The organism is Psychrobacter sp. Marseille-P5312, assembly GCF_900291405.1.
Lineage (GTDB): Bacteria > Pseudomonadota > Gammaproteobacteria > Pseudomonadales > Moraxellaceae > Psychrobacter > Psychrobacter celer.
In genome coordinates, this window is sequence record NZ_OLML01000001.1 from 580,903 (window position 1) to 593,141 (window position 12,239).

Annotated in this window: 14 protein-coding genes, 1 tRNA gene and 1 pseudogene; 10 read left to right on the plus strand and 6 right to left on the minus strand. The window is 45.4% G+C overall.

The features are described 5' to 3' along the window. Positions 1–114: 114 nt before the first annotated feature. The gene (locus C6W44_RS02500; protein ID WP_075100736.1) at positions 115–327 is read right to left on the minus strand and encodes a PspC domain-containing protein; all 213 of its coding nucleotides are present in this window, start codon (positions 325–327) and stop codon (positions 115–117) included. A gap of 724 nt (positions 328–1,051) precedes the next feature. Between C6W44_RS02500 and nadR the strand changes: the two genes are divergently transcribed. From nadR to C6W44_RS02515, 3 genes are all read left to right on the plus strand, one after another. Further along, the gene (nadR, locus tag C6W44_RS02505) at positions 1,052–2,098 is read left to right on the plus strand and encodes a multifunctional transcriptional regulator/nicotinamide-nucleotide adenylyltransferase/ribosylnicotinamide kinase NadR (RefSeq protein ID WP_105244094.1); all 1,047 of its coding nucleotides are present in this window, start codon (positions 1,052–1,054) and stop codon (positions 2,096–2,098) included. Between the two features lie 166 nt (positions 2,099–2,264). Next, positions 2,265–2,996, plus strand: coding sequence for a nicotinamide riboside transporter PnuC (pnuC, locus tag C6W44_RS02510; RefSeq protein WP_105244095.1), 732 nt, complete (start codon positions 2,265–2,267; stop codon positions 2,994–2,996). 242 nt (positions 2,997–3,238) lie between these two features. Beyond that, positions 3,239–3,685 carry a DUF962 domain-containing protein gene (locus C6W44_RS02515; protein WP_199774451.1) on the plus strand — a complete coding sequence of 149 codons (447 nt, stop codon included), beginning with the start codon at positions 3,239–3,241 and terminating at the stop codon, positions 3,683–3,685. 189 nt (positions 3,686–3,874) lie between these two features. Here the strand turns inward: C6W44_RS02515 and C6W44_RS02520 are convergent, their stop codons facing one another. Both C6W44_RS02520 and C6W44_RS02525 read right to left on the minus strand, forming a co-directional pair. After that, positions 3,875–4,486 carry a nitroreductase family protein gene (locus tag C6W44_RS02520; protein ID WP_105244097.1) on the minus strand — a complete coding sequence of 204 codons (612 nt, stop codon included), beginning with the start codon at positions 4,484–4,486 and terminating at the stop codon, positions 3,875–3,877. Between the two features lie 200 nt (positions 4,487–4,686). Beyond that, complete coding sequence (locus tag C6W44_RS02525; protein ID WP_105244098.1) at positions 4,687–5,625, minus strand: pirin family protein; 939 nt, start codon at positions 5,623–5,625, stop codon at positions 4,687–4,689. A 212-nt stretch (positions 5,626–5,837) separates the two neighbouring features. Here C6W44_RS02525 and C6W44_RS02530 point away from each other — a divergent pair, with 212 nt between their 5' ends. Both C6W44_RS02530 and C6W44_RS02535 read left to right on the plus strand, forming a co-directional pair. Beyond that, positions 5,838–6,446 (plus strand): YceI family protein, encoded by a 609-nt coding sequence (locus C6W44_RS02530; protein ID WP_227526334.1) that lies wholly within the window; start codon positions 5,838–5,840, stop codon positions 6,444–6,446. A gap of 123 nt (positions 6,447–6,569) precedes the next feature. Then, positions 6,570–6,707 (plus strand): annotated as a pseudogene (locus C6W44_RS02535) (transposase); the annotation flags it as partial. Between the two features lie 235 nt (positions 6,708–6,942). Here the strand turns inward: C6W44_RS02535 and C6W44_RS02540 are convergent. Next, positions 6,943–7,017 (minus strand) — tRNA-Gly (locus tag C6W44_RS02540). Positions 7,018–7,395: 378 nt separating this feature from the next. Between C6W44_RS02540 and C6W44_RS02545 the strand changes: the two genes are divergently transcribed. From C6W44_RS02545 to C6W44_RS02560, 4 genes are all read left to right on the plus strand, one after another. Then, positions 7,396–8,208 carry a M48 family metallopeptidase gene (locus tag C6W44_RS02545; protein WP_105244099.1) on the plus strand — a complete coding sequence of 271 codons (813 nt, stop codon included), beginning with the start codon at positions 7,396–7,398 and terminating at the stop codon, positions 8,206–8,208. Between the two features lie 266 nt (positions 8,209–8,474). Then, complete coding sequence (locus tag C6W44_RS02550; RefSeq protein WP_105244100.1) at positions 8,475–8,795, plus strand: BolA family protein; 321 nt, start codon at positions 8,475–8,477, stop codon at positions 8,793–8,795. Positions 8,796–8,898: 103 nt separating this feature from the next. Continuing rightward, entirely contained in the window at positions 8,899–9,258 is a 360-nt protein-coding gene (locus C6W44_RS02555) for a SirB2 family protein (RefSeq protein WP_105244101.1), read from the plus strand. A 213-nt stretch (positions 9,259–9,471) separates the two neighbouring features. Next, positions 9,472–9,873, plus strand: a complete 402-nt coding sequence (locus C6W44_RS02560; RefSeq protein WP_105244102.1) for a hypothetical protein — start codon at positions 9,472–9,474, stop codon at positions 9,871–9,873. Positions 9,874–10,163: 290 nt separating this feature from the next. Here the strand turns inward: C6W44_RS02560 and trxC are convergent, their stop codons facing one another. Both trxC and C6W44_RS02570 read right to left on the minus strand, forming a co-directional pair. Continuing rightward, the gene (gene trxC, locus C6W44_RS02565) at positions 10,164–10,607 is read right to left on the minus strand and encodes a thioredoxin TrxC (RefSeq protein WP_105244103.1); all 444 of its coding nucleotides are present in this window, start codon (positions 10,605–10,607) and stop codon (positions 10,164–10,166) included. 85 nt (positions 10,608–10,692) lie between these two features. Continuing rightward, positions 10,693–11,562: an MBL fold metallo-hydrolase gene (locus C6W44_RS02570; RefSeq protein WP_105246408.1), complete on the minus strand. Its 870-nt coding sequence runs from the start codon at positions 11,560–11,562 to the stop codon at positions 10,693–10,695. A 235-nt stretch (positions 11,563–11,797) separates the two neighbouring features. Between C6W44_RS02570 and C6W44_RS02575 the strand changes: the two genes are divergently transcribed. After that, positions 11,798–12,211 carry a metalloregulator ArsR/SmtB family transcription factor gene (locus C6W44_RS02575; RefSeq protein WP_317053303.1) on the plus strand — a complete coding sequence of 138 codons (414 nt, stop codon included), beginning with the start codon at positions 11,798–11,800 and terminating at the stop codon, positions 12,209–12,211. Positions 12,212–12,239: the final 28 nt, after the last annotated feature.

The window sequence follows — 12,239 nt, forward strand, 5'->3', positions numbered from 1 at the left end:
TTTACTTGCGTGCTGCGTTCCCAGAGGCTGCGCAAAATTCATCCCAGTAGCGCTATGATATTTTTAGAGTATATCGACTATATGTCAATCTATGAAATATCAGCCTATTGGGTGCTACTGATAAGACTCATGAGTGGCTTTTGGCATGATAATCCATAAAATAATATAAATTAAGATACCTGGAACCGCCGCACTCAGTGAAGATACAATCACAAACAATACTCTTACCCAAGTAGGCGACCAACCGACGTATTCTGCAATACCGCCCATCACCCCTGCTATCATACGATTGTTTTGCGAGCGATGTAATTTTGCTAATTTAGCCAAATCCAATACCTCTCTATTTTATGTTTTCTATTTCTTGTTATTTCAACCTAGACAAAAGATCGCTGTTTTTGTCTTATATTCTGTGCATTATATTTTTTATCTTATGTCTTTTAGTTAGGCTAAATCTGTAGCCTTTCTGACTTACAAATCAGTATAGCAACTATTTTCTTATGGTCTGTTGAAGATGTACCAGTGCTTTGTGAGTTTATGCTACCTAAGCTTGCCCTAATCTGTCCTAACTGCCTGTAAGCTACTGATTTTAAATAGTTATTTCAAAATGTTTCAGAATTAAGTTTGTTGCCAAAACCTTACTTTCGCTGCCTACCTACTTTGAAATACCAAGCACAATCAACCAGATACACTTATATACTTTTACCGGTTATACTGATACTGGTTATGCTGATGGTTGTGTTTATAGGTTTATAGGCAATCCGATATCAAAACAATACAGCGAAATGACAAGTCGTTTTTTGCAGCCTCTGTGATAACAGTACACAAGGAAAATTTGTACCAATTGCACGTTCATAGGAACGTATCGATTTTATTTCAAACTGACGATACCCTAGCCACATTGCTTTATCGCCACTTAACGCCTGTTTAATAAAAACAACCTTTATCAGCGCTTGTTTACAATAACCTACCTGCAAATCGACCAAAACCTTTATACCATGCAGATTGTCTTACTTTTATAAAAACGCTTACTAACAAACCAACAAGGATTGCTATGTACGATACGGGGTTGATGATTGGTCATTTTGAACCACTACATTTGGGGCAGATGCGCAGTATTTTGGAGGCCGCAGGGCAAGCTAAAATACTACATATCGTCATCACAGTGCACCCGACGCCGCATCCAGACTATAGCATTACGCTACAAGATAAGGCGCGCTGGTTACAGATGGCCTGTGCTGACTTGCCTTTTATTCACATTCACACCACCCATGAGATTGCCCTGCCGCTTCATGACAGCTTTGATGAGGTGCACATCGATATCCCAGCCAGCAATGCCAAGCTGCATCGTCTGAGCCAAACGCTCGCGTTGCCTGCAGAAGCGGTGCTGTTTGTGGCACAAAACCATCCTTTAGCCAAATCCCATATCACAGAACACTTGCAGATGCCCGTGGTAACGACGGCGCTACAGCCAGCGTTTGACTCATATGCCATCGCTCGCGATCCTGTCGCCCATTGGTCAGCGATTCACCCGCAAGCACGCGGTGATTACACAAAGACGGTCGCGATCGTCGGCGGTGAAAGCTCAGGGAAAACAACCTTGGTACATAAGCTTGCCAACTATTATGGCGCAAGCTTTGCGTTAGAGATGGGACGTTTATACGTCGGTACGGACTTGGGTGGCAGCGAGATTGGGCTACAGTATAGTGACTATGGCCCCATCGCCCTCAATCATGCTCAGGCGATTCGAGAGGCCGCAGCCGTAGCGACTGCCCCTGTGACCATTGTTGATACTGATTTCGTGACCACGCAGGCGTTTTGTGAAGAGTACGAAGGTCGTAGCCACCCGTTTGTGGCCGCGTGTATCGATGAGTTTCGCTTGGACCATACCATCATGCTAGACAACAATACGCCATGGGTAGATGACGGCATGCGCTCACTGGGCACCCCTGAGGCGCGCGGGCGCTTTGAGCAGCGGCTGGTCGATATTTTCACCCGCCATGGTATCGAGCCGCATTTGATCGATGCGCCTGATTATGATGCTCGCTATCGGCAAGCGTTACGTTTTATCGATCGACATGTCTATAACAAAAACCAATAAACAAAGCGCGGTGCGACAACGCCAAATAAAAAACAGATAAAGTAAAAAACAAACAAAGTAAAAATACAGAATAAAAACAGCATATTATAAAAGAAGCGGCTTGTAAAAAATTCAAAACCACAACGGTCAAACAAGCCGCTCCCAACATTTATTTTAGGAAAAACCTATGCGTATTCAGCTATTAGACAATATCACTGGTAAGTGGGCCATGCAGTGGATCATCACTTGGTTTATCTGCGGCGTGATTGCTTTATCAGCAGGCTTTTGGTTGACCACCGATCATACCACCTTAGATTGGTTTTATTTGGCGGTGTCCTTTATCGGCTTGATTTGTGTGGTATCGCTATCATTTCGCAAAAACGTCTTGGGCAATGGCTTTGGCATGGCCGCCACTGCAGGTGAAGTGGTGGTGCAAGCAACCTCGGGCGCGGTGGGTTTGATGCTGGCGCCTTTATTTAACTTTTTCACCCATGTCTATGGCATTTTTTATTGGTCAAAGCACACCGACCCTGACGGCGACATGATACCCAAGTCTGCCAGCAAAGCCGTTTGGCTGATTACCATTGCCTTTACTGTGATTGGGTTGGCACTATTCCCTACCGTCAACGACCTTTTAGCCAGCTATGGTTATGCGGTGGTTGAAGACGACAACAGTCTATTTTTAGGCTTTATTTCCTTTTTTTGGATCAATGTCATCGCCTTTGTACTCTCAATCACCGCCCAAGCCGCCATGATTTTGCGCTATTCGTTTAACTGGTGGCTGTGGATTATCGTCAATTTTGTTTGGCTCATTGTCAATCTTATGTCTGGCAACTACATTTTTGCCATTCAAACCATGATCTATCAAGTCAACTCCTTTATCGGTCTGTATGAATGGCATCGTAGCGAGAGAAGCTAATATACTGAAATAATAGGGCTTAGATGACTCAGACTATTTAGATGGCTTAGACGCCTTTGATAAACCCTATCGCATCTAGGATAAAGCTGACAGACCTGACAGACCAAAGAACCGCTCAGCGCTGACTGAACCGTCTATCAGATACCATGGTAGAGAAGTCCAATTAGTGCTACAAATGATACTAGAGACGCTCTGATGTGGAAGAGGAGTGTCGTATCTTAATGACTAACAAGGAGGTTAGTATGTCTCGTCGTCCGCCCCGCCTGTCAAAACGCACACTTGAGCAGTGGCTCAGTGAGTACTCTGTCAGCCACCAAAACCTCATCAACAAAAAAATACATTGGCTCTGCGTGCCGACCATCTTTGTCAGTTTGCTTGGGATGGGTATGTCGCTATCCGTTTGGTTTACCTTAGTGCTTAGTGCCTTGGTCTTGCTGTTCTACATGCGTTTGTCCACGCCGTTATTTTTGGCGATGGGCATGTTTATCCTTATCTGCCTGTCTGTCATGACCTTACTACCGTGGGGCTTTAAGGTCTGGGCAGGTGTCTTTGTTGTGGCTTGGATTGGGCAGTTTATCGGTCATAAAATCGAAGGCAAAAAACCCTCATTTTTTGAAGATTTACAGTTTTTATTAATTGGGCCTGCATGGGTGGCCAATAGCCTGATGGGTGACAAAACCAGTAGCTAACTCTCCGGTGAAGCGCGTTATGTGCTTAGGGTTGGTATTCTGACGGTTTTTATACCGGTTATTTTCGTTTATATGGTTTTATCCTTACTCTAGCCATGCTGTACGACGACAAATCCTAAAAAAGCGCCACCCATGAGCTGGATGGCGCTTTTTTGGTTTTTTATCTCTTACACTACCGAGCTTTGGTGCTTATTTACCAAACACCTTCATACGCTCTTCTACTGGCTTAAACTCTTTGTCACCAGCTGGCTGCTCGATGGCACCAAATACCATCTGCGCGTTTAGTTCCCAATCATCAGCGATATTCCAAGTATTGGCAACTTGCTGGTCAATCACTGGATTATAATGCTGCAAGTTGGCGCCAACATCGATACTTGCCAATGCCGTCCAAATCACATACTGATGCATGGCGTTGGTTTGGTGTGCCCAGATTGGGAATTTGTCCGCATATAAAGGGGCGGCTTCTTGCATGCTTCTGACCACACCTTTGTCTTCAAAAAACAATATCGTACCAGCACCGGCTTTAAAGCCTGCGATTTTATCTTTTGTACCTTGAAATTTCTCGTCGTCACCCACGATGACCTTCAATGTCTCTTCGGTGATGTCCCACAGTTTTTGATGATCCTCATCGAACAAGACAACGATACGAGCTGACTGAGAGTTGAAGGAGGAAGGCGTGTGTAAAATAGCGTGCTCTACCAATTTTACAATCTCATCCTTAGAGACTGGTAGTTGATCGCTCAAGGCATAGATAGAGCGGCGTTTTTCGGCAAGATTTTGTAAGGTGGTTAGGTCTGACATAATAAGACTCCGTCGGATTAAATATTTAGGTTGTATATAAAGTATGTGTTTTAAAATGAGTCGATAGTAAAAATAGTAAAACTTGCTTGATCGTCATTTGATTGTAAAAGTAACACTGACGGATCTATATTCAAATTTTGTAAAAAATCTTCACAATAACGTGAATCATAAAAGATAAATTAACAATCTGTATTATCAAATCATCCTTTAAAACCGTCAGGCAGCGCTGGAGCGGGCAGATGTTTCATATCAGAGTCGACATTACCAAAGCGCTCGTGGCCGTTGTTCCAATCGATGATAGACTGCTCAATCTCTTCTTTATTATCAGCGACAAAGTTCCACCACAGCAGCACTTGATTGTTTAATGGTTCACCGCCGATAAACATCACCCGTGTGCCTTTTTTGGCGACCAGCTTGATGCTTTCGTTATTTTCGACATCACTATCGTGGAAGCGAAATAGCTGGTCTTGCTCACAGATTTTGCCTTCAGACTCGATCTGCCCTTCGCTGACCAAGATACCGTATTCAAAACCAGGCTCTAACGTTAGGGTGACCTCGTCATCCTCTAGCCAGTACACATCGATACCGACCATTTTGGAGTACTGTATCGTTGGCGCTTCGTAGCGCTCGCCTGTGACGCTGGTGTAGTTGCCCGTGGTCAATATCATCTCTACATTATTTTCCGTCCATGTCGGTAGCTCTGGATAGTGATGAAAGCCGCGCTCGATTTTTTGGTCTGTTGGTAGAGCAATCCACAGCTGCACCATACTCAGCGCACGCGCCGCATCTGGCGAGCCGCCCGTATCAGGAAAGACACTTTGCTCGGTATGACTGATGCCTTGGGTCAACCCCGTACCTGCCGTCATAACGTTGACTTGGTTTTTGGTAATTACTTGCTCGTTGCCCAAGCTGTCTTTGTGCAGCACTTCGCCATCTAACATCCAGCTAAAGGTTTGCAAATTGGTATGCGGATGACGACCCACTTGCATGCCAGCCTCACCGTCCTCAAACTCAGCAGGGCCTGCGTGATCCAAAAAGCACCACGCACCGATCGGTTTTTTGCCAGTATTAGGTAACAGACGGGCGATAGGAATACCGCCAACATCGGCCAAACGCGGCTCTAGGGTTTTAATACTCATGACTCACCTCTTACTATACAGCATACAAGTGTTACAAAAAGCAACGAATAGACACATTTATAATAGACATTGGCGCTCAAATGTCCTATTTTTTTGCTAAACTTAACTATAGCACCTATAAGCACTACTTAACGGAAATAAATGAAAAAACGTTAAGCCAATGCGCTCTTTTCTTTACCATAATTCTCGATCACAAATAAGGATAATGAACCATGATGCTCCCTTCTATCAAACAAGCCAATCGTGCCTTCGCCTTCGCTGCTATCAGCGCCCTTGGCATGATGAGCACTGTCGGTCAGGCAGCGACCTATGAGCTGGACCCTAAGCATACCGCGGTGCGCTTTTTTGTCGATCATTTTGGCACCTCGACCAATGCTGGTGGCTTTTATAACCTCTCAGGCATTCTGGAGTACGCACCCAAAGAACAAAAAGGCTTTATCGGCATCACCATTCCGATGGGCAGCTTGAGCACAGGTATCAAAGAGTTTGATGGTCATTTAAAATCTGCGGATTTCTTTAATGTCAAAGAGCATCCAACCGCTTATTTTAAATCTACCAATTGGCAGTTTGATGGTAATAAAGTCAAATCAGTCACAGGCGACTTAACACTACTGGGTCAGACGCATCCTGTGACACTGACAGCCACTAAGTTTAACTGCTATGACAGCCCAATGCTAAACGCTGAAGTGTGCGGCGGCGATTTTGAAACCACCATCGACAGAACCAAGTGGGGTATCGATACTTATACCGACGGCGGTATGATGAAAAACATCAAACTGGTCGTTCAAGTAGAAGGCAGTAAAAAGGCCGATCTCAAGTAACGATCGCTTGTCTTATAAAGATCATATAGTCGATTAGAGATAAAACAGATACACGATATGTACTATAATTAAGCTGAGTTTTTAACTCAGCTTTTTTGACGGTATAAAGATTTAGGGGCTGTCCTAAATGGTATAGAGAACTTTTGGAACCAAGCTAAACGGCATCTACGTAAGTTTAACGGGGTTCCAAAAGAGCATTTTCACCTCTATTTAAAGGAATGTGAGTGGCGTTTTAATCACAGTGACCCAAAGTCGCAATGACTACAATTAAAACAGTGGGTTAAACAGGGTTTAAACTAGTTATCTAGGACAGCCCCCATTATTATTTATGATGTCTCGTATGTTACTTAGTATGCGCGCTTACTCTAAAATACGTGTGTCAATTCATCCGTAATTTGTAACCGTTTTTGCGTAAGCTTTGACCAGCTGCCAAATTTTACCCATAAAAAAAGCCTCACAATAATGTGAGGCTTTAGTGCTCTAACAGAGCCATATTTGGAGCGGGATAAGAGATTCGAACTCTCGACCCCAACCTTGGCAAGGTTATGCTCTACCACTGAGCTAATCCCGCTAAACATCGAATCGCGTCATTGTTAACAACAACTCCGTCTCGATAGGCTGGCTATTCTAGCAAAAAATCTGAGCCTGTCAACACCTTTTTTGGCATTTTGTGCAAATACTTTCGCCGTCAGCCTTTATTTACCAGCGATTTTGTTATAAACGTTTGATTTTACAATGAGTATTATCAGCCAGTTTTTCTAAAATATTTTAGCAAATAAAGGGCTGTACTTGCTGGGCTCACGGCTATGCATGTCTATCACTGTGTTTGGGTGCGCTGTTTACTTACAATCATAGGGTGTACTGTTACTTTTTCTGTCTTGGTTTTGGCTTATTAACATTATTATACTTTGTGCAACTTTATTTATTATTTACAGTGAGGATGTTTACTATGAAAAAATTACTGACCACAACTGTCATGGCCGCGTCTTTGTCGGCGCTGACACTGACTGGCTGTAGCAGCACCACCAATACTGGCGCGGTGGGCGTTGATCGCCAGCAGTTGCTCTTGGTCTCTAATGAGCAGGTGTTACAATTATCAGCGCAAAGCTATGCAAAGACCTTGCAAGAAGCAAAAGCTCGCGGTTTGCTCGATACCAATAAGGCCCAGCTCAATCGCCTCAAAAACATCTCCAACCGTCTGATCGGGCAAGTCGGCGTCTATCGTCCTGATGCGGCAAAGTGGCCATGGGAAGTACACACGATCAAATCAAATCAGCTCAACGCTTTTGTGATGCCAGGTGGCAAAATCATGTTTTATTCAGGCATCATCGATCGCCTCAATCTGACCGATGATGAAATCGCTGCCATCATGGGACATGAGATGTCTCACGCATTACGTGAGCACTCACGCGAGCGTATCTCCCGCCAATACGCCACTCAAACGGGCATCGGCGTCGCCGCTAGTATCTTTGGTCTCTCACAAAGTCAGGCGCAGCTGGCCAATGTCGCCGGTGACCTAGGCCTGAGTCGTCCGCATGGTCGTACTCAAGAAGCAGAAGCCGACCAGATTGGCCTTGAGCTAATGGCTCGCGCAGGCTACAACCCGCAGGCCGCGATTAGCTTATGGCAAAAAATGCAGCGCGCCAGCCAAGGCGAGCCGCCGCAGTTTTTGAGCACTCACCCAAGCAGCAGCAATCGCATTGCCCAGTTGCAGTCATTGATGCCCAAAGTCATGCCGCTTTACCAAAAAGCACGCCGCTAATCACCATTTAGCATGACTGATTAGATTGACTGTCAAGCAGAGTACAGACCACAGTTTGTATTCTGCTTTTTTTATAAAAGTGGCCATACTCCATTATCTGCTGAATGATAAGGCGTGCGCATCAGTGTCTGCTATAATAACCTCATGCATCGCCGCAAGACGCTAATACGTCATCGGTGCCCATACCTCATCAAACACCACTTTATTACGTAACGCTTTATCAAATACTACCTTATCAAACCATATCGCGTAAAAGGATGCTATCCATGAATACCACGCCTACCGCTGATGCCCTCTATGCTGAGCTACAGAGCTTGCAGCCGCAGCATATCGAGCTGCTTAACGAATCGATGAATCATGCAGGCTACTTTGATGGCAAAGAAAGTCATTTTAAACTCACTATCGTAAGCGATGCCTTTGAGGGCAAGCGTTTGGTCGCTCGCCATCAACTGGTTTATGGCCTGGTCGCGCCCCTACTGACTTCGCAAGGTGGCTCGGTGCATGCCTTAGCCATACATGCCTATACGCCAACAGAATGGCAAGGGCAAAGCCCAGATAGCCCCTTGTGTGCTGGTCAAAACAGCTGAGCCATCGACAGAATAACAGAATAATCAACCATGACTGCGCGTCGTATGAACGTTGTGACGGTAGCGCTGCGTGATTGGATCACCTCAGAGGGAAGGATATTTAATGAAACATTTACATATGCTGATGGCCGTCCTGACCATCGTTCTGTTTTTATATCAAAGCTATCTAGTATTGAGTGCCAATAGACGCGCTCCAAAGGCGGTGAAGATAGCCACGCACATCATTTATGCACTTGTCATCGGCTCAGGTGCCATCATGTTGATGCAGCTAATGAGCGCCAACGCCCCTGTGCAGTGGGTGTTTGCCAAGGTTATTTTGTTAATCGCTGCCATCAGTGCCAGCATAAAAGCCTTTAACAACCATGCAACGCCCGGCCAAAGAAAAACGGGGATTTTGATCTCGGCGATCGCCTATGCAGGTATCGTGATACTTGCTGTGGTCAAACCAGCCAACTTATTTTAAGGCGCTGTTTACGGAGGCTGCGCAAAATTCATCCCAGTAGTGCTTTGGAACTTATGACAGTTTTGTTTGCAACTGACTATAGCTAGCATATTTCGTAATTGACATATTTTTCAATATCTTAATCTGTTTATTTTTGCTATCTTAAATATAAACAACGGCGTTTATCACAGATCTTGCTGTTTATATCCCCCCATCTTGCCTTATGGAGCCACTATGAAAACTCTCTTTTCCGCAACATTACTGGCCTCAGCAGGCATTTTTGCGCTTACAGGCTGCGCCTCGACTGGCAATATCACCCCGCAGTATGTGCCGCCTAGCACCTACCAAAACTATGACTGCCAAGCGCTGAGCCAAGAGTACAACCGTATCAATCGTTATGTCGAGACTGCGCGCAATCAGCAGTCGACCATCGCTGCCTCTGGCGTGGGGGTCGGCGTCTCAGCGGGCCGCTGGGGTATCTCACCCAATATCAGTTTTGGCTTGGGAAAAAGCAACAATACCAAAGCCCGCGATGCCAAGCTATCACGGCTCTACGGCGAGCGTGATGCCGTTGTTCAGTCCGCACGCATCCAGCGCTGCAGCTTTGCCAATGGCATCAAGATATATGGCGAATAAACAAACTATGGTGAGTTGATAGAGGTCAAATCGATAAAATACCATCGTTGCTCATACGACCATAAAAAAGCCAATACGCGATCAACGTATTGGCTTTTTTGATGAGGACATCTAGGGCGTGTCCTCAATTCAATCGATAGCCATCTAAATGGGCTAAAAATGGCTAAATCTGGCCAAACGGTGTCAAATAGCTGACTAATATCTCAATATTATCTGCGCTATTTTCCTTGTTTGACGGCGATTTATCTCATTTTTATCGCCATTTTTAAAATGAGGACACACCCTAGTGATTATGATTGCAATTGTAGGCTTTGTACCCACTGCACGATTTGCTGACTGGGTAGCGCGCCTGACTGCCGCGCAATCTCTTTACCGCCTCTAAAGGCTACCATCGTCGGTAAGCTGCGTATACGATAAGGGGCGGCGGCTTGTTCGTACTTATCGGTTTGCAATTTGGCAAAGACTACTTGTGGCAATTGACTGGCAGCCTCTTTAAACTGCGGCGCCATCATCAGGCACGGCTGACACCAGCTCGCCCAAAAATCCACGATGGTCAATACCTCATTTTTTTGAATGACTTTATTGACAGTTTGTGCGCTCAGCTCATGCGCGCTGCCTGTCAATAATGGCTGACGGCAGCGACCACAGTTTGGCGCAGCAGTCAGCCGCGCTGCTGGTATACGGTTGGTCGCTTGGCAGTGTGGGCAGACCAGATGCAGATTTTGTTCATTCATCATCAGACTCCTTTTTTAGCCCTTATGATTTTTGTGGCGTATGTGTTTGCTACTTTTAAATATAGCATAACTTTATATGCTGCCATTATCCCAGCGCATTGATGGGTACTTTAAGATAACGGATGCCATTGGCTTCTGGTTGCGGAAAATTCCCTGCATCGATATTGACCTGTACAGCCGGAATAATCAGACGCGGCATCGAAAGCGTGGCATCACGCCGCTCACGCATCTGCACAAACTCTGCTTCGTTGATACCGTCTTTGACATGAATATTGCCCATTTTTTGGGCGGCAACCGTGGTCGTGGGGCAGTGTTTGCGTCCTTTGCTCGGATAGTCATGACACAGATACATGATGGTATCTTCGGGAAGCGCCAGCAACTTTTGGATAGAGTGATACAGAATCTTGGCATCACCACCTGGGAAGTCACAACGCGCCGTGCCGACATCGGGGGCAAACAACGTGTCTCCGACAAACACCACGGTTTTTTCGGCATCGGCTGCTAGATAGGCCATATCTGCACGCGTATGACCTGGCACATACATCGCTGTGATGGTGATGTTACCAAGCGCTAAGGTATCGCCGTCGTCTGTCAAAATGTCGAACTGACTGGCATCGGTACGAAAACTCATGTCAAAGTTAAAAATTTGCTTAAATATTTTTTGCACTTCCGTGATGTGCTGACCGATGACGAGCTGCCCGCCGAGTGTTTCTTTGACATGAATGGACGCAGATATATGATCGGCATGGGCGTGGGTTTCGACGATATACACCAGCTCCCAGCCCTGCTCGCGGACAAAGGCGATGACCTCATCGACACTACTGGTAGCGGTGTGACCAGACTTGGCATCAAAATCCAATACAGGATCGATGATGGCACATAACTTGTGTTGGACATCGGCCAGTACGTGCGTATAGGTCTCAGTATCGCTATGTAAGAAAGAATGAACTTGCATGGCAGCCTCGCTATCAGAATGTTTCATCTATAAATATTTTTAACCTATAAATAATAGTTAAGTATGATATCGAGTCGTATATAATGTTTACACAGTTGCCGACTCGTTTATGGTGTTAATATAGCAACTCCCATACATTTTATCAATTTATATAATGTAATTAACGATAACTTGCTATCATTGATGATATCATTGATAATTAACCATATATTTATTGATGTCACCGAGATAATTATTGCTATTTTATAAGGAGCTCACTCTGACTACTTCTACTTCAGCATCGAGTGCATCCATTCAGAGTACGAATGAGGATGCATCCACACATCCAGCAGACTTTGTCCCTGCCGATCTTGCCAAGCAGATGCAACAAGCCTCTATGCAAGCCAGCCAACTATTAAAGTCGCTCTCGCACCCTGATCGCTTGCTGCTGCTGTGTCAGCTCACCCAAGGTGAATACTGCGTCAGTGAGCTTGAAGGTTTGGTCGGCGTTGGACAGCCCAGCTTGTCGCAGCAACTCGGTATCTTGCGCAAAGATGAGCTGGTCACGACCCGCCGCGAAGGCAAACAGATCTACTATCGTATTGCAAGTGAGGATGCGCTGGCGGTCTTAAATCTGCTGTACCAACGTTTTTGTGCCAAAACCGACTAGCCACAGCCAGTCGATAGCCGTTCACAGA